The 16,836-nt window shown below is 72.3% G+C and carries 16 protein-coding genes; 12 read left to right on the forward strand and 4 right to left on the reverse strand.

Annotated features, from left to right (window positions below; translation table 11 throughout):
• Positions 1-8: 8 nt before the first annotated feature.
• The 5 genes from folP to AC5PYY_RS06955 all read left to right on the forward strand — a co-directional run bounded on the left by folP (position 9) and on the right by AC5PYY_RS06955 (position 5,819).
• Positions 9-878, forward strand: a complete 870-nt coding sequence (folP, locus tag AC5PYY_RS06935; RefSeq protein ID WP_493899049.1) for a dihydropteroate synthase — start codon at positions 9-11, stop codon at positions 876-878.
• A complete protein-coding gene (gene folB / locus AC5PYY_RS06940; RefSeq protein WP_493899050.1) occupies positions 868-1,767 on the forward strand; it encodes a dihydroneopterin aldolase in 900 nt (299 codons plus the stop codon). Before folP ends, folB begins: the two co-directional genes overlap by 11 nt.
• Entirely contained in the window at positions 1,764-2,267 is a 504-nt protein-coding gene (locus AC5PYY_RS06945; RefSeq protein ID WP_493899051.1) for a DUF3180 family protein, read from the forward strand. The genes folB and AC5PYY_RS06945 overlap by 4 nt, the downstream gene beginning before the upstream one ends.
• Before the next feature lie 88 nt (positions 2,268-2,355).
• Entirely contained in the window at positions 2,356-2,622 is a 267-nt protein-coding gene (locus AC5PYY_RS06950) for a hypothetical protein (protein WP_493899052.1), read from the forward strand.
• Between the two features lie 95 nt (positions 2,623-2,717).
• Positions 2,718-5,819, forward strand: coding sequence for a S8 family peptidase (locus AC5PYY_RS06955; protein ID WP_493899053.1), 3,102 nt, complete (start codon positions 2,718-2,720; stop codon positions 5,817-5,819).
• A 131-nt stretch (positions 5,820-5,950) separates the two neighbouring features.
• Here the strand turns inward: AC5PYY_RS06955 and AC5PYY_RS06960 are convergent, their stop codons facing one another.
• Both AC5PYY_RS06960 and AC5PYY_RS06965 read right to left on the reverse strand, forming a co-directional pair.
• Positions 5,951-7,120: an NADH-quinone oxidoreductase subunit D gene (locus AC5PYY_RS06960; RefSeq protein ID WP_493899054.1), complete on the reverse strand. Its 1,170-nt coding sequence runs from the start codon at positions 7,118-7,120 to the stop codon at positions 5,951-5,953.
• A 69-nt stretch (positions 7,121-7,189) separates the two neighbouring features.
• Positions 7,190-8,215, reverse strand: coding sequence for an SAM-dependent methyltransferase (locus AC5PYY_RS06965; protein WP_493899055.1), 1,026 nt, complete (start codon positions 8,213-8,215; stop codon positions 7,190-7,192).
• Positions 8,216-8,261: 46 nt separating this feature from the next.
• Here AC5PYY_RS06965 and AC5PYY_RS06970 point away from each other — a divergent pair, with 46 nt between their 5' ends.
• The 6 genes from AC5PYY_RS06970 (at position 8,262) to AC5PYY_RS06995 (ending at position 13,805) form a co-directional block, all read left to right on the forward strand.
• The gene (locus tag AC5PYY_RS06970) at positions 8,262-9,386 is read left to right on the forward strand and encodes a calcium/sodium antiporter (protein ID WP_493899056.1); all 1,125 of its coding nucleotides are present in this window, start codon (positions 8,262-8,264) and stop codon (positions 9,384-9,386) included.
• A gap of 50 nt (positions 9,387-9,436) precedes the next feature.
• The gene (locus AC5PYY_RS06975) at positions 9,437-11,071 is read left to right on the forward strand and encodes a DNA-3-methyladenine glycosylase 2 family protein (protein ID WP_493899057.1); all 1,635 of its coding nucleotides are present in this window, start codon (positions 9,437-9,439) and stop codon (positions 11,069-11,071) included.
• Positions 11,068-11,568: a methylated-DNA--[protein]-cysteine S-methyltransferase gene (locus tag AC5PYY_RS06980; RefSeq protein WP_493899058.1), complete on the forward strand. Its 501-nt coding sequence runs from the start codon at positions 11,068-11,070 to the stop codon at positions 11,566-11,568. Before AC5PYY_RS06975 ends, AC5PYY_RS06980 begins: the two co-directional genes overlap by 4 nt.
• A gap of 16 nt (positions 11,569-11,584) precedes the next feature.
• Positions 11,585-13,126 carry a lysine--tRNA ligase gene (lysS, locus tag AC5PYY_RS06985; protein ID WP_493899059.1) on the forward strand — a complete coding sequence of 514 codons (1,542 nt, stop codon included), beginning with the start codon at positions 11,585-11,587 and terminating at the stop codon, positions 13,124-13,126.
• Entirely contained in the window at positions 13,126-13,302 is a 177-nt protein-coding gene (locus AC5PYY_RS06990) for a hypothetical protein (protein ID WP_493899060.1), read from the forward strand. Before lysS ends, AC5PYY_RS06990 begins: the two co-directional genes overlap by 1 nt.
• A gap of 164 nt (positions 13,303-13,466) precedes the next feature.
• Positions 13,467-13,805, forward strand: a complete 339-nt coding sequence (locus tag AC5PYY_RS06995) for a histone-like nucleoid-structuring protein Lsr2 (RefSeq protein ID WP_493899061.1) — start codon at positions 13,467-13,469, stop codon at positions 13,803-13,805.
• A gap of 197 nt (positions 13,806-14,002) precedes the next feature.
• Here AC5PYY_RS06995 and ligD read toward each other — a convergent pair whose 3' ends face one another.
• Both ligD and AC5PYY_RS07005 read right to left on the reverse strand, forming a co-directional pair.
• Entirely contained in the window at positions 14,003-14,851 is an 849-nt protein-coding gene (gene ligD, locus AC5PYY_RS07000; RefSeq protein WP_493899062.1) for a non-homologous end-joining DNA ligase, read from the reverse strand.
• Entirely contained in the window at positions 14,848-15,831 is a 984-nt protein-coding gene (locus AC5PYY_RS07005; protein WP_493899063.1) for an ATP-dependent DNA ligase, read from the reverse strand. Before AC5PYY_RS07005 ends, ligD begins: the two co-directional genes overlap by 4 nt.
• Positions 15,832-15,849: 18 nt before the next feature.
• Between AC5PYY_RS07005 and ku the strand changes: the two genes are divergently transcribed.
• A complete protein-coding gene (gene ku / locus AC5PYY_RS07010) occupies positions 15,850-16,824 on the forward strand; it encodes a non-homologous end joining protein Ku (protein ID WP_493899064.1) in 975 nt (324 codons plus the stop codon).
• Positions 16,825-16,836 lie beyond the last annotated feature (12 nt).

Raw genomic sequence — 16,836 nt, forward strand, 5'->3', positions numbered from 1 at the left:
GCCGCGGGATGCAGCGACCGCAGATCATGGGTGTCGTCAACGTCACGCCCGATTCCTTCAGCGACGGCGGTCGCTGGCTCGACCCGGACGTCGCGGTCGCGCGCGGTCGCGAGCTCGCCGCGCAGGGTGCCCAGCTCGTCGACGTCGGCGGGGAGTCGACCCGCCCCGGCAGCACCCGGCCGCCGGAGACCGAGGAGCGCGACCGGGTGCTCCCGGTCGTCGCCACGCTGGCGCGCGAGGGGTATGCCGTCTCGATCGACACCATGCGCGCCTCCGTCGCCGACGCTGCCCTGCAGGCCGGCGCGGTGCTGGTCAACGATGTCTCAGGGGGCCTCGCCGACCCGCAGATGGGCGAGCTGATCGCGCAGACCGGGGCCCGCTACGTCGTCATGCACTGGCGCGGCCTGCTGAGCGACGCCGCCGCGCAGCACCACTACGACGACGTCGTGGACGAGGTATGCCGTGAGCTCACCGACCGCGTCGACGCGCTGCTCGCCCTGGGCGCACGCTCCGAGCAGCTCGTCCTCGACCCCGGCTTCGGCTTCTCCAAGGACGCGGAGCACAACTGGCAGCTGCTCGCGGGCCTGGACCGGGTCGTCGCCCTCGGGCTGCCGGTGCTGGTGGGCACGTCGCGCAAGCGCTTCCTCGGCGGGCTCGCGGCGGGGTCGGCGCGGCCCGGCGCCGAGCCCAGTCCCGCTGACGCCGGCCCCAGCTCTGCCGAGCCCACCCCGGCGCACGAGCGGGACGCCGCGACAGCCGCGACCAGCCTGATCGCCGCGCAGGCAGGTGCCTGGGCGGTGCGCGTCCACGAGGTGCCGCCGACCCGAGACGCCCTCGCGGTGTGGGCCCTGACCGAGGAGGCACGCGATGCGCGTTGACCTCATCCGGCTGACCGGCGTCCGCGCGCGTGGGCACCACGGCGTGCTGGAGCACGAGAGGCGCGACGGCCAGGACTTCGTCGTCGACGTCGTCATGGCGGTCGACCTCGCCCGCGCCGGTGCGAGCGACGACCTGGCGCACACCGTCCACTACGGCGAGGTGGCGGCCGACGTCGTCGCCGTCGTCGAGGGCGAGCCGCGCGACCTCATCGAGACGGTCGCCGAGGAGATCGCCGCCCAGGTCCTGACCCGCCCGCTCGTCGAGGAGGTCGAGGTCACGGTCCACAAGCCGCAGGCCCCGGTCGGCGTGCCGTTGGGTGACGTGGAGGTCGTCGTCCGGCGGCGCAGGGACGTGCCGGTCGTCATCGCGCTCGGCGCCAACCTGGCCGGTGCCGAGGGCACGCCGCCCGCCGAGACCGTGCGTCAGGCGGTCCTCCGGCTGCGCCGCCTGCGGGGACTGCGCGGCGTCCGGGTCTCCCGGCCCTACGTCACCGCGCCGGTCGGCGGCGAGGCGGTGGCCGGGCAGCCGGACTACGTCAACGCGGTGGCGCTGGGCCGCGCGAGCCACAGCCCCGGAGCACTGCTGGCCGCGCTGCACCGGGTGGAGGCCGACTTCGGCCGGACCCGCGAGGTGCGCTGGGGAGCCCGGACGCTCGACCTCGATCTGGTGCAGTACGGCGACCCCCTCACCGGCACGGACACCCGCAGCGACGACCCCGAGCTCACCCTCCCGCACCCCCGGGCCCACGAGCGGGCCTTCGTCCTCGTGCCCTGGCTCGACGTCGACCCCGGGGCGAGCCTGCGCTTAGGTGACGCGCCGGTCGCGGTGCGTGACCTCATACCGGATCTGGCGCAGCAGCGGGTGCAGCCGCTGGAGGAGCGGGCGTGAGCGGGATCGAGGGCGTGCGGATCGGCACCGCCGTGGTCGTGGGCCTGCTGGCCGGCATGGCGAGCTGGTTGCTGCTGCAGCTGGTGCGCTCGCTCGGGGGTGATTACCCCGTCATCTCCTGGCTCGGCCTCGTCCCGCTGCTGGCGGTCGCGCTGCTGGTCCTCGTGATGTGCTGGCAGATCCGCCGCTACCTGCTCGGCAAGGGCACGTGGCGCCCGTCGCCGCAGCGGGGTCGCGGCACGCTCGTCGGCGCGCAGGCGGCGGCGCTGGGCGGCGCGGCGCTGCTCGGCTGGTATGCCGCGAACGCCCTGGTCCACCTGCCCAACGCGGACGTGTCCAGCGAGCGGGTCCAGCTGGTCTGGGGTCTGGTGCACGCGGTCGCGGCGCTCGCGCTGTCGGTGGCGGGCTTCGTGGGCCAGGCATGGTGTCGGATCCCCCCGACCGACGGTGACGACGAGGACGACGACGGCGTCGTCGACGGCGACCTCGCCTACGGCTGACCCGATTCCCTGCCGAATTCGACCACGGCTTCTGCTGCCATGGCGCGACAGCCCGTGGTCGAATTCGCCGGTCGCTAGGCTGGCGCGCGTGAGCGAGCGTGACCGGCACGTCCTCGTCGCGCAGGCGCACCGGCCCGCGGTGCTGGCCGCCGTGGCCCGTCACCTGCGGCAGGGCGGCTTCCTGGTGGTGGGCTGCCGGGTGGTCCGGAGCTTCACGCCGGCCGACCTTGACGTTACGGCAGGTTCAGCGATGCTGACCCTGGAGCAGCGCTTCGCGACGTGGGATCTTCGGCCGTGGAGCCCTGACGCCGAATTTTGTGTGTCGGTTCTCCGACGAAATTTTGCCAAACCTTGACGATTGAACCGTTGTGACGTGCCTCCTGCCGACCTAGGGTGGTGGCGGGTCCGTCGCAGACGGTGGCGGATCTTTCCCTGAAAGGTGCGCACAACGTGGTACGCAGATTCATCGCCGGTGCAGGGGCACTGGCCGTCATCCTCCCGGCGGTTCTCGCGTCGGGGTCAGCCAGTGCTGACGAAGATCCGCTGGAGCGCTTCGCCGAGGCGCCCTCCTCGGGCGAGCTCGACGCCGCCGGCCTCCCGCTGAGCGAGCAGGAGGGTCCGGTCGAGGTCATCGTCGAGATGGCCGGAGCACCGGTCGCCGTCGTGGAAGCCGAGCAGGGCGAGCTGTCCAAGGGCGAGAAGAAGCGGATCAAGGCTCAGCTCAAGGCCAAGCAGGACCGGGCCGCTGCCAAGATCCGCCGACAGGGTGGCGACGTGGGCACCCAGATGCAGTCGGCCTACAACGGCATCCGCGTGACGATCGACCGCAGCGAGGTCGCCGAGCTCGCGAAGATCGCCGACGTCGTCGCCGTCCACCCCGTGCCCGTGCACGAGCTGGACAACGAGACCTCGGTCCCCTTCCTCGGCGCCGACCAGGTCTGGGAGGACACCGGCTACACCGGCGAGGGCATCAAGGTCGCCATCATCGACACCGGCATCGACTACACCCACGCCTCCTTCGGTGGTCCCGGCACCGTCGAGGCCTTCGAGCAGGCCTCGGCCTCGAGCACCTCCGCCCCGGACCCCGCCCTCGGCTGGGGTGTCCGGGTCAAGGGCGGCTACGACTTCGTCGGCGACGCCTACACCGGCAGCCAGACCCCGCAGCCCGACCCCAACCCGCTGGACTGCCAGGGCCACGGCTCGCACGTCGCGGGCACGGCCGGCGGCAGCGGGGTGCTGCCCGGCGGCTCGACCTATGACGGCCCGTGGGACTCCACCACCTACGACACCGACTTCGAGGTGGGTCCCGGCGTCGCCCCCGAGGTCGATCTCTACGCGCTGCGGGTCTTCGGCTGCAGCGGGTCGACCAACGTGACGACGGAGGCCATCGACTGGGCCGTCGCCAATGACATGGACGTCATCAACATGTCGCTCGGATCGCCGTACGGCACCAAGGGCGACCCCTCGGCCGTGGCGTCGAGCAACGCGGTGGCCGCGGGTGTCGTCGTCATCGCCTCGGCCGGCAACTCCGGACCGGCGCCGTACATCACCGGGAGCCCCGGCTCGGGTGAGGGCGTCGTCAGCGTGGCGGCGATCGATGGCACCGAGACCTACCCCGGCGCCCAGCTGACCTTCGACGGCACCACGATCGAGGCGATCAACGCCAACGGCGCCGAGATCCCGGAGCAGCCGCTCGAGATCGTCGTGCTGCGAGACGAGGACGGCTCGGTGGGCCTCGGCTGCGAGCTCGAGGAGTACGAAGCTGCCGGCATCGTCCCGGGTGGCAACCAACTCGCCGTCACCCAGCGCGGCTCGTGCGCCCGCGTGGCGCGGGCCGGCTTCGGCCAGCAGGCCGGCGCCGCGGCCGTCGTCATGATCAACAGCGACGCCAACTTCCCGCCCTACGAGGGTGAGATCGTCGCGGACCCGAGCCTGCCGGTGTTCGTCGACGTGACGATCCCCTTCCTCGGCGTGCGCGGTGTGCTCGGCGCGGAGCCGACCGATGACGGCGACGCGCTCGCCGCGGCGGACGGTGAGCAGGTCGACCTCACGGCTGCTCGCGTCGACAACCCCGGCTTCCGCCAGTTCGCGTCGTTCAGCTCCGACGGCCCGCGCAGCGTCGACAGCGGGCTGAAGCCCGACGTGGCGGCACCCGGCGTCTCCACCTTCTCGACCGAGGTCGGCTCCGGGTGGCGCGGCAGCTTCAAGTCCGGCACGTCGATGGCCGCCCCGCACGTCGCGGGTGTCGCCGCGCTCGGCGTGCAGGCCCACCCCGACTGGTCCGCCGACGAGATCAGCAGCTCGCTCGTGGCCACGGCCGACGACGACGGGCTGTCGGGCTACCAGCTCACCCGCGGTGGCGCCGGTCTGGTCGACACCGCCCAGGTGGTGAACGGCTCCGTGGTCGCCTTCGGTGACGAGATCGAGACCGAGGACGGCCTGGTGCGCCAGCCGACCCTCAGCTTCGGTCTGGCCGAGGGCAGCACGACCTTCACCGAGCGGCGCGAGGTGACCCTGGTCAACAAGGGCTCGAGCGCGCAGACGTACGCCGTCGCCGCGACGGCGGGTCCGGAGTCGCAGCCTGCGGACGTCCGGGTCTCGCCCAGCAGCGTCACCGTCCCGGCCGGCGGCAGCGCCACCGTCCGGGTGACGCTGCAGGCCGACGCCGACGCGTTGCCCAGCATCCTGTCCGGCGCGGGCCAGCACCGGTTCTACGAGATCTCCGGCAACATCGAGTTCGCCGGTGGTGACGGCGATCTCACGGTGCCCTACCTCCTGGTGCCGCGGCCGTCCGCCGACGGCACGGTGGCCCCGAAGAAGATCAACAGCAAGGCCAACAACGGCACGAAGCTCAACGTCTTCAACCGGGGTGGTGGCGCGGCGGTGGAGACGTCTGCCGACGTCTTCGCCTGGGGCATCGAGGACGCGCAGGACCAGGCGGCCGACCCACTCGGCACCGGCTTCGACGTGCGGGCGGCGGGGGCCCAGTCCTTCACGCTCCCGGACGGCGACACGCTGCTCGTCTTCGCGGTCAACATGTACGACCACTACTCGAACGCCGCGGCCAACGAGTACTCGGTGTTCCTGGACGTCGACCAGGACGGGGCGGCGGACATGCGGCTCTTCTCCTACGACTCCGGCGCCGTGCGCTCCGGTTCGGTGAACGGCACCGCCGAGGTCTTCCTCCGCGACCTGCGGACCGGTGGCCTCTTTGGGACCGGCTTCCTCACGACGGCCCCGACCGACAACAGCACGGTCATGCTGCCGGTGCGGGCGTCGCAGGTGGCGGTCACCGGCGCGTTCGACTACGAGGTCTACGCCTTCGTGCGGGGCAACGGTGTCGACTTCACCGACACCGCCACCTACGACCCGACCACCCCGGTGCTGAGCACGACCGGTCAGTATGCCGAGCTCCAGCCCGGTGACAAGGTGTCGTGGCGCGCGCAGGTCGACACCGAGGCGTGGGAGGACCAGGGCACCCTCGGGCAGATGGTCGTGTTCTACGACAACCCCGCGGGCGAGGAGGAGGCGCAGCTCATCCCGCTGAAGTAGCGGCGGCTGCGGTCGCCCGATGCGTGACGCCCCCACCGGCAGCCAGCCGGTGGGGGCGTCGGGCGTCCGGTGGTCGTCCGGTGGTCGTCCGGTTCGCGGCGCCGGGCTTCCGGGAGGACTCCGGCGCCGGCCTACTTGTCGATGTCGCCGACGACGAAGAACATCGAGCCCAGCACCGCCACCATGTCGGCCACGACGGTGCCGGGGAGCATCTCGCGCAGCACCTGCACGTTGTTGAAGGACGCCGAGCGCAGCTTGAGCCGGTGCGGCACGGTGTCGCCCCGGCTCACGAGGTAGTAGCCGTTGAAGCCGAGCGGGTTCTCCGTCGCGAGGTAGTGCTCACCCGCCGGGACCTTGAGCTTCTTGGGCAGCCGGGTGCTGACCGGCCCCTCGCCGAGCTCGCGCAGCCGCGCGGTGCACGCCTGCACCAGGTCCAGGCTCACCTCGATCTGCTCGGCCAGGACCTCGAGCCGGGCGTAGCAGTCGCCCGCCTCCCGGGTGACCACGCGCCCGGGGCCGCCGTCGCCGAAGAGCTCGCCGTAGGCGAGGGTCGGCTCGTCGCGCCGCAGGTCCACGTCGAGCCCGGACGCCCGCGCGATCGGGCCGGACACGCCATACGCCAGCACCGTCTCCAGCGGGAGGACGCCGACGTCGCGGGTCCGCGCCTGCAGGATCTCGTTGCCGAGCACGAGGCCGAGCAGGTCCGGCATCCGCCCGCGCACGGTCGCGACGGCGGCGTCGACGCGGTCCAGCCAGCCGTCGGGCAGATCGTGCAGCAGCCCGCCGACACGCGTGGCCATGAAGTGCATGCGGCCGCCGGAGAACTCCTCCATGACGGCCTGGATCTCCTCGCGCTCGCGGAAGGAGTAGAACATCGGCGTGATGGCGCCGAGCTCGTGCGGATAGGACCCGAGGAACATCAGGTGGTTCAGGACGCGCCCCAGCTCGCACAGCAGCGTGCGCGCCCAGGTCGCCCGCTCGGGGACCTCCATGCCGAGCAGGTGCTCGACGGTGAGGGCCACGCCGACCTCGTTGTTGAAGGCCGAGAGCCAGTCGTGCCGGTTCGCCAGCACCATGATCTGGCGGTAGTCACGGACCTCGAAGAGCTTCTCCGCGCCCCGGTGCATATAGCCGATGACCGGCTCGGCGGCGGTGATCCGCTCGCCGTCGGCGGTGACCCGCAGCCGCAGCACACCGTGGGTCGCCGGGTGCTGGGGGCCGATGTTGAGCACCATCTCGGTGGTGGACAGCCCACCGACGCCGGCGGCGCCGAGGGTCACGTCGAGATCGCGGGTGCTCACCCCGCCACTGTATGCGGCACGGTGGCCGCTGTGCCGAGGCGCAGGGACGCGGCGTGGGTCGGGTCGACGCTATCTCTCGGCGTCGACCTCGGCGATGAGCCACCAGAAGTCACCGAGCGCACCGGTCGTCAGCGCGGTCAGCGCGCTCCGACGCGCCACGGCAGTCAGGTAGGCCGCCGGGTCGCTCGAGGCGAGCGAGTGCGGGACGGGGTCGGTCGGGTCGTCGAGGAGCTCGCGCAGCACCTCCCACTGCTTTTGCGGCTCCACCGCACGCCCGGTCGAGGACTGCAGCGTGGCGGCCAGCGCGTCCACGGCCACGTGAGCCGTGACGTCGCAGCGACCGTTCGGCACCGGCTCGACCTCCCGGCCGCTGCGGAAGCCGGTCAGGGTGCCGTTGCCAGGGCGATCGGCCGTCGTGTGGCCGTAGTCGACGACCACGACCAGGCCCGAGCGCACCCGGGACAGCAGGTCCGCAGCCGCCCGGTCACGCGGCAGCCCGATCTCCGCCCGGGTCAGTCGGTCGTCCGCGAGCCAGCGCTCCGCCCAGGCGAGGTCCGCCCCGCCGAGCGGATCCCCCGGACGCTCGCCCCAGACCCCGCCGGCCTCCGGGACGGCCAGGACCTCACGCCATACCGCGGCCTCGTCCCGCGCGACGACGGGGCACGGGACGACGTCGAGCCACTCGTGCGCCAGCACGAGCGTGCGCGTGAGATCCCGCAGTTCCACCGGGAGCACCGCGCCGCCGGGGGAGGCGAGCCAGGCGTCGACGTCGAGCCCCTCCGGCCGCTCGACCACGTCGACCCCGGTGAGGTGCAGCGCGGGGGCGACCCGGCGCAGCTCGGCCAACAGCTCGCCGCGGCCGCAGCCGACGTCGACCACCGAGGTGCACCCGGCCGCACGTGCCAGTCGCGCCACGGCCTCGGCGAGCACCCGGCCACCCCCGGGGATGCCCTGGGCCGAGGTCGCGAAGTGGGCCGCGGGACCGTCCTGACGATAGAAGCCGCGCGCGCCGTAGAGCGCCTGCTGCCACGCCGTCTCCCAGGGCACCACGACCCGGGCTGGCGGTGCTCCGGCACCCTGGACCTGACCTCGCACCCGGTCATTCTGCCCGGTGGCCCTCGGGCGACTAGGGTGCCGAGCCGTGGACCTCTTCGCCATCGCCCGTATCGTCGGCGGGCTGCTGCTCCTGGTGGGCGGGGGCGAGCTGCTCGTCCGCGGCGCCTCCGCGCTCGCGACCCGGATGGGCATCAGCCCGCTCGTCGTCGGACTCACCGTCGTCTCGGTGGCGACCTCCGCGCCGGAGCTCGCGGTGACGACGGGCGCCGTGCTCGGTGGTCAGCCGGACCTGGCGGTCGGCAACGTCGTCGGCTCCAACATCGCCAACGTCCTGCTCATCCTGGGCGTCGCGGCCCTCGTGCTGCCGCTGGTGGTCCGGGAGCAGCTGGTCAAGGTGGACGTGCCCGTCATGGTCGGGCTGTCCGGAGCGCTGCTGCTGGTCGCGCTCAACGGCACGATCAGCACGCTCGAGGGGCTCCTGCTGCTCCTCGTCATGGTCGTGCACACCACCGTCACCGTGGTCGTGAGTCGACGGGCGCATCGCGAGGGGGTGCGCAAGCGGCGGGCGCCGCAGGACACCGGTGGGGCGCCCATGGGGACGTGGCCGGCGCTCGGACTGGTCGTGGTCGGGGTAGGTCTGCTCGTCGGGGGCGCGAACCTCCTCGTGGCCGGGGCGACCGACATCGCGGAGGCGATGGGGATCAGCGAGCTCGTCGTCGGGCTGACCGTCGTGGCGATCGGCACCTCGCTGCCCGAGCTGGCTGCCTCCGTCATCGCGGCGTTGCGGGGCCAACGAGACCTCGCGGTCGGCAATGTCGTCGGCAGCTGCATCGCCAACATCAGCCTCGTTCTCGGGGTCCCGGCGCTGCTGTCGCCCGGGGGGCTGCCGGTGCCGAACGCGGCGATCGCTCTCGACATCCCGCTCATGCTCGCGGCGTCCGTCGCGCTGGCGCCGGTGGTCTTCACCGGCTTCACCGTGGCGCGCTGGGAGGGTGGGCTCTTCCTGCTGCTCTACGTGTCCTACACGGTCTTCCTCATCCTCAACGCGACCCGCCACGATGCGCTCCTCGGCTTCGAGATCATCATGGTGCTCTTCGTCCTGCCCCTGGTCGTGCTCACGCTCGTGGTCACGACGACGTTCGAGGCAGGCGTCCTCACGGAGCGGCGTCGCGTGCGCGAACGCCAGGCGGCCGGACAGCCGCCGGTGTGATGTCGGATTTCTGCTAGACCCAGCCAGGGTCGGGGGCGCAGGATGGAGCCATGTCCACCGCCATGCACCTCGACCACGAGCGCTGCGCCGCCGCGGTGCGGAGCAAGGACGCGCGCTTCGACGGGTGGTTCGTGACGGGGGTGCTCAGCACCCGCATCTACTGCCGGCCGAGCTGCCCCGCCATCACCCCCCGGGTGCGCAACATGCGTTTCTACCCCAGCGCCGCCGCGGCACAGGGCGCCGGCTTCCGCGCCTGCAAGCGCTGCCTGCCTGACGCCTCCCCGGGGTCGCCGGAGTGGCACGTCCGGGGTGACGTCGCGGCCCGGGCGCTCCGCCTGGTGGCCGATGGTGTCGTCGACCGGGAGGGCGTCGGTGGCCTCGCGACGCGCCTGGGCTACTCCACCCGGCAGCTGGAGCGGCTGCTCGGGGAGGAGCTCGGGGCTGGGCCGCTCGCCCTGGCCCGGGCCCAGCGGGCCCAGGCGGCGCGGCTGCTCATCGAGGGCACGACGCTGTCGATGGCCGACATCACCCACGCCGCGGGCTTCGCCAGCGTCCGGTCCTTCAACGCGACGGTGCGCGAGGTGTATGCCGCCACCCCCAGCGAGCTGCGCGCTGCGGCCCGTCGCCGCGCAGGCGGCCCGGGTGCCGCTGCGATGGCCGGGCGTTCCAGGGGAGGGGCGAGCGCCGATGCGCCGACCACGGTCGCCCTCCGCCTTCCCTTCCGAGAGCCCCTGCACGTGCCCAGCCTCTTCGGCCACCTCGTCGCCACGGCGGTGCCCGGCCTGGAGGAGTGGCGGGACGGCGCCCTGATCCGCGCGCTCACCCTGCCCGGCGGTCCCGGCGTGGCCCACCTGCGTCCGCCCGGCCCGGGGGAACGGCACGTGCACGTCACGCTGCGGCTGAGCGATGTCGCCGACCTCGCAGCCGCGATCGGCCGCTGCCGCCGGCTGCTCGACCTCGACGCCGACCCACAGGCCGTCGACCGTCACCTCGGTGACGACCCGGCGCTCGGACCGCTGGTGGCCGCGACCCCGGGAGTGCGGTTGCCCGGCAGCGTGGACGCCGGCGAGCTCGCGCTGCGGGTCGTGCTCTCCCAGCAGATCTCCACGGTCGCCGCGGGGACCTTGGCCGGACGGCTGGTGGAGCGGCTCGGCCCGCCCCTGCCACCCGGGCTCGCCGCGGACGGGCCGACGCACCTCTTCCCGAGCCCGGCATCCCTCGCGGGGGCGGACCCGGCGACGCTGCCCGGGATGCCGGCGTCGCGTCAGCGGACCCTGCAGACGTTGGCGGGCGCGCTCGCCGACGGATCGGTGGACCTCGGTCCGGGTGCCTCCTGGGAGGAGGCGCGCTCGTGCCTGCTCGCCCTCCCCGGGGTGGGGCCGTGGACCGTGGAGATGGTGCTGCTGCGTGGCCTCAGCGACCCCGACGCCTTCCCCGCCACCGACCTCGGGGTGCGCGCCACGGCCACTGCGGTGGGTCTCCCCGCCGGCCGGGCCCTCGACACGCGCGCTCAGCAGTGGCGCCCGTGGCGCTCCTACGTCACCGCCCTGCTCTGGGCGGCCTCCGACCACGCGGCCGCCACCCTCCCCGCAGCCGAGGAGCCCGGGGCAGGAGGCGCACGGCATACCTCGATCTCACCCCACCCACCGCCCAGCCGGACCCCCTCGGCGAAGGAGAGCCCATGACCGTCCACCTCACCGTCGACTCACCCGTCGGACCGTTGCGGCTCACGAGCGACGGGACCCACCTCACCGGGGTCTACTTCGCCGAGCACCGGCACGCGCCCGACGATCTCGGGGAGGAGGTCTCCGTCGACGCGAGCCCGCGGGTGCTGACCGAGGCGGCGGCGCAGCTCCGCGCCTACTTCGCCGGAGAACGCACCGACTTCGACCTGCCGCTCGCCGCGGAGGGCACCGACTTCCAGCAGCGGGTCTGGGCCGCCCTGAGCACCATCCCCTACGGCGCCACGTGGTCCTACGGCGAGCTCGCGGCGCAGCTGGGCCGGCCCGGTGCGGCCAGGGCGGTCGGGCTGGCCAACGGCCGCAACCCGATCTCCATCGTCGTGCCCTGCCACCGGGTGGTCGGGTCCGACGGCTCGATCACCGGCTACGGCGGGGGGCTGCTGCGCAAGCAGACGCTGCTCGACCTCGAACGGAGGCGATCCGCCGACGCGCTCTTCTGACCGGAGCGCGCACGCGATGCGGTCGCGCCCGATCGCGGCGACTACCCTTGCGAGGGTGAGTGCCCCTGAGTCCTCCCGGTCCCCGGACGTCGACCTGCCCGAGCAGGTGGCGGTGCGCCAGGGCAAGCGGCAGGAGATGCTGGACGCCGGCGTGGAGCCCTATCCCGTCGACGTGCCCCTCACCCATTCCCTGGCGCAGGTGCGCGAGGGCTGGGGGTCCCTGGAGACCGGCGAGGAGACCCAGGACGTCGTCGGCGTCGCGGGGCGCGTCGTCTTCGTGCGCACGACCGGCAAGCTGGCGTTCGCGACGCTGCAGGCCGGCGACGGCACCCGGCTGCAAGCCATGCTCTCGCTGGCCGAGGTCGGCGAGGAGGCACTGGCGCGGTTCAAGGCCTGGGTGGACCTCGGCGACCACGTCTTCGTGCGCGGCCGGGTCATCAGCTCCCGCCGGGGCGAGCTGTCGGTCATGGCCACCGAGTGGCGAATGGCGGCCAAGGCGCTGCGGCCGCTCCCCACGCTGCACAAGGAGCTGTCCGAGGAGCAGCGGGTGCGCCAGCGCTACGTCGACCTCATCGTGCGCGACGAGGCCCGCGAGATGGTGCGGGCCCGGGCGGCGCTGACCCGAGCCGTCCGGCGGGTGCTCGAGGAGGACGGCTACATCGAGGTGGAGACGCCGGTGTTGCAGGCGGTGCACGGCGGAGCCAATGCCCGGCCGTTCACCACGCATCTCAACGCCTTCGACCTGCCGATGACCATGCGTATCGCGCTGGAGCTCTATCTCAAGCGCGCGGTGGTCGGCGGCGTGGATCGGGTCTACGAGATCGGCCGGATCTTCCGCAACGAGGGAATCGACTCCACGCATTCTCCGGAATTCACCATGCTGGAGTGCTATCAGGCTTACGGTGACCAGTTCACCATGGCCGATCTCATGCAGCGGATGATCGTCGCCGCGGCCGACGAGCTCGGCGGTCGGCAGCTCGAGACATCGGCCGGGCTGATCGATCTGGACGGCGAATGGCGCTGGCTCGCGTTCTACACCGGCCTTTCCGAAGGACTTGGTGTGACCGTCGACGTGCAGACCTCGGTGGAGCGTCTGCAGGAGCTGGCGGCCGAGCACGACGTGCCCGTCCAGCCCGGCTGGGGGGCCGACAAGATCGCGATGGAGATCTTCGGCGACGTCGTCGAGCCGACCCTGATCCAACCGACCTTCGTCTGCGACTACCCGGCGATCGCGCAGCCGCTGGCTCGCCCGCACCGCGAGACTCCTGGGCTCATCGAGGCCTGGGATCTCATCATCGGCGGGGTCGAGCGCGGCACCGCCTTCTCCGAGCTGATCGACCCCGAGATCCAGCGAGCCAGGCTCACCGAGCAGTCGTTGCTGGCCGCCGGCGGCGATGTCGAGGCCATGCAGCTCGACGAGGACTTCCTGCGCGCGCTGGAGTATGCCGCGCCCCCGATGGGCGGTCTCGGCATGGGCCTGGACCGGGTCCTCATGCTGCTCACGGGCAAGGGGATCCGCGAGACGATCCTCTTCCCCTTCCTCAAGCCGGAGAGCTGATGGACCTGCTCCGTGACGGCTGGATGATCCTGGCGGCGCTGCTGCCCTCGATCGGGCTGCTCTATCTGTTCTACGTCGTCATGAAGCACATGGTCGAGGGCGACCGTCGCGAGCGCGCCGCGATGCGCGAGATGGAGCGAGACGAAACCCCCCACCCCCGGGAGGGGGGTCCCTAAGGGGATTGCCGGTCGCCCGGAGAATCCCTATACGAAGTCGTGATAGCCGATCTCCCGGCGCACAGAGTATTTTGAGTTTCGCTTTCTCTCCTCGTCGGCGGTACTGTTCGACTGCGCGCAACTTCCGTTGGCTGCGCAATACATGTCGAGAATCAGGAGATCACATGGCACAGCGTGTGCAGGTTATCCTCGTGGATGACCTCAATGGTGGGGAGGCGAATGAGACCGTGGAGTTCGCCTTGGACGGGGTGCATTACGAGATCGACCTCAGCGACGACAATGCCGCCAAGCTGAGGGACGACTTCGCCACGTGGATCGGCCAGGCGCGTCGCGCCGGGGGCCGTCGGCAGACCCGGCGTCGCGGTGGCTCGGCGGGCACGTCGGGCGGTCGCAGCGACGAGCTCGCCAAGATCCGTGAGTGGGGCCGTGAGAACGGCTACAAGGTGAGCTCCCGTGGCCGCGTGTCGCAGGAGCTCCAGGACGCCTACGCGGCGGCCCACTGAGGTCACCTCGCCACCGGCGATCAGGAGGGGCCGGCACCGATCACGGTGCCGGCCCCTCGGCATACCCCCGACCCTTTCGCTCCTGCACGGGACGCGCGTTCGTCACGGGATCGCGTGAGGAACATGCGTCCGGTGCGTGAGGAATATGCGTCCGGTGCGTCCGGTGCCTGACCAACGTGCGTCCGGTGCGGGGTGGGTCAGAGGTCGTCGATCGTCACCTGGGTGAGCTCGCCCTCGCCCTCGGCGGCCGCCTCGACCTCGTCCCACTCCCGCGGGCAGGCCACCTGGGGGCGCTCCCGGCCGCGCAGCGACCACGGGCAGATGGTGGTCTTGGCTCCGTTGTTCTGGCTCCAGTCGAGGAAGACCCGGTTCGGGCGCACCGCCTTGGCCATCTTCGCCGTCACCAGGTCGGGGTGCTGCTCGGCCAGCGACTCGGCCAGGGCCTTGGTCACCCCGCTCACTTCGTCCGCGCTGCGGGTGCCCTCGAGCCCGGCATACAGCTGCATCCCCTTGGACCCGCTCGTGACCGGTCGCGCCTGCAGACCCACCGCCGCCAGCCGGTCGCGGACCAGCACGGCGACCTGCGCGCACTCGGCCAGCCCGGCGCCCGGACCCGGGTCCAGGTCGATGACCAGCCGGTCGGGAGGCTGCGGCACGCCGTCGTCGTCGATCCGCCACTGGGGCACGTGCAGCTCCAGACTGCCCAGGTTGACGAGGTAGACGAGCACCGCCAGATCGGTCACCAGCGGAAAGGTCAGATGCGTGTGCCCGCGCGAGGATCCTGGGGTCGGCACCGTCACCCGCGGCAGCCACGCGGGCGCGCCCGAGGGCAGGTTCTTCTCGAAGAAGTGGTCCCGCGCCACGCCCTCCGGCCAACGGATCCGGGTCACCGGCCGCCCGGCCAGCTCGGGCAGGATCTGGTCGGCGTGGGTGACGTAGTAGGTCAGCACCTCACCCTTGGTCGTGCCGGTCGCGGGATAGAGCACCTTGTCGAGGTTGCTCACCTTGAGCGTCCGGCCGGCGACGTCGACGTTCTGGCTGGTCACGGTGCCTCCACCAGATCCTCGGGCGCGAGGTCCGGGCGGACCCCCTGGTAGGACGGCTGCCGCAGCCGGTGCTGCGCGGGGCTGATCCCCAGCGCCTCGACGTCGATGATCACCTGCGGCGTCAGCCAGGTCGAGCCGCGCGCCTCCACGTGCGGGATCGGCTCCGTGAAGGGGTATGCCGTCTCCGGCACCTCCGCGAGCAGCCGCTGCAGCACCGCCCCGGCGCGCCCGGCCAGCCCGCTGCCGACCCGGCCGAGATACGCCAGCCGCAGGACGCCGTCGGGGGTGCGTTGCGGCATACCGTCCTCGTCGGCGACCGGCAGCCCCACGTGCACCGCACCCAGCCGGGTGGCCCGCCCCGTCTCCGGGCGCCACCCGCCGACGACCACGGTGAAGCGCTGGCGGTGGGGGAACTTCAGCCAGTCGGCGCTGCGCTGCCCCGGTCGGTATGCCGAGCCGCGCCGTTTGCTCACCACGCCCTCCAGTCCCTGGTCCCGCGTCGCGGACAGCAGCTGCGCGCCGTCGTCGTAGACCGGGGACAGCTGCACGCGGGGGATGTCGGCGACGAGGTCGGTGAGCGCCTCGCGGCGCGCGGTCCAGGGCAGCGCGGTGAGGTCGAGGCCGTCGAGGCGCAGGAGGTCGAAGGCGACGTAGGTCGCCGGGCGGGTGTCAGCCAGCCGGCGCGCCGCCGTGGCGGACGTGGTGTGCACCCGGTCCACGACGTGCGCGAAGGACGGGCGACCCTCGACCAGCGAGACCGCCTCTCCGTCGAGCAGCAGGTCGTCGGCCACCCCCGTGAGGTCCGCCAGCTCGGGGAAGGCGACGGCGATGTCGCGCTCGCCGCGGGTGAGCAGCCGGAGCCGCCCGGAACGCACGTCGGCGAGCAGCCGGATGCCGTCCCACTTGATCTCGTGGGCCCAGCCCGGACCTGCTGGGGGACCGGTGGCGTGATCCCCCGAGGTGGCGAGCATGGGGCGCATGGGTCCATCCTTAGGGGCGTGAGAGCGATCTGGAAGGGTGCCGTGTCGTTCGGGCTGGTCAACGTGCCCGTGCGGCTCTACTCCGCCACCGAGAACCACGACCTGAGCTTTCGCCAGGTGCGTGCCTCCGACGGCAGCCGGATCCGCTACAAGCGGGTCGCGCAGGCCGACGGCGAGGAGGTCGCCTACAAGGACATCGCCAAAGCCTATGAGACTGACGACGGCAAGACCGTGATCCTCACCGACGAGGATTTCGCCAGCCTGCCGAACCGCAGCAGCAAGGAGATCTCGGTCGAGCGCTTCGTGCCCCGCGACCAGATCGACCCGATCCTCTACGACAAGGCCTACTACCTCGAGCCGGACGCCATGGGCGCCAAGGCCTACGGCCTGCTGCGCGAAGCCCTCAAGGAGTCCGACCGGGTGGCGGTCGTCACGGTCTCGGTGCGCACGCGGATGACGATGGCCGTGCTGCGCGTCATGGACGAGGACGTCTCGGACGGCGCCGGCGAGGTCATCGCCCTGCAGACGCTGCTGTGGCCGGACGAGATCCGCGACGCCGCGCAGCTGGACCACCTCGACGAGGTGAGCGAGCCCAAGGAGGCCGAGGTCGCCATGGCGCGGATGCTCGTGGACTCCATGTCCGGGGACTTCGAGCCCGAGGGTCACACCGACGACTTCAAGGAGGCGGTCGACGCCCTCGTGGCCCAGAAGATCGAGGGTGGCGACGTCACCGAGTCCCCGGACGAGGACGAGGAGGCCGACTCCGGCGAGGTCGTGGACCTGCTGGCCGCGCTGCAGCGCTCGGTCGACCGGGCCAAGAAGTCGCGGGGCGAGAGCGGCGACGGCGACGGCGAGAAGTCCGGCTCGAGCTCGTCCAGCGCGACAAAGACGACGAAGGCCCCGGCCACGAAGGCGGCGGCGAAGAAGGCTCCCGCCAGGAAGGCCCCGGCGAAGAAGTCCTCCGCCAAAGCCACGACGAAGAAGGCCGGCTAGCGCCGGGCGGGA

The sequence above is a fragment of the Serinicoccus sp. JS2-9 genome, from assembly GCF_059025165.1.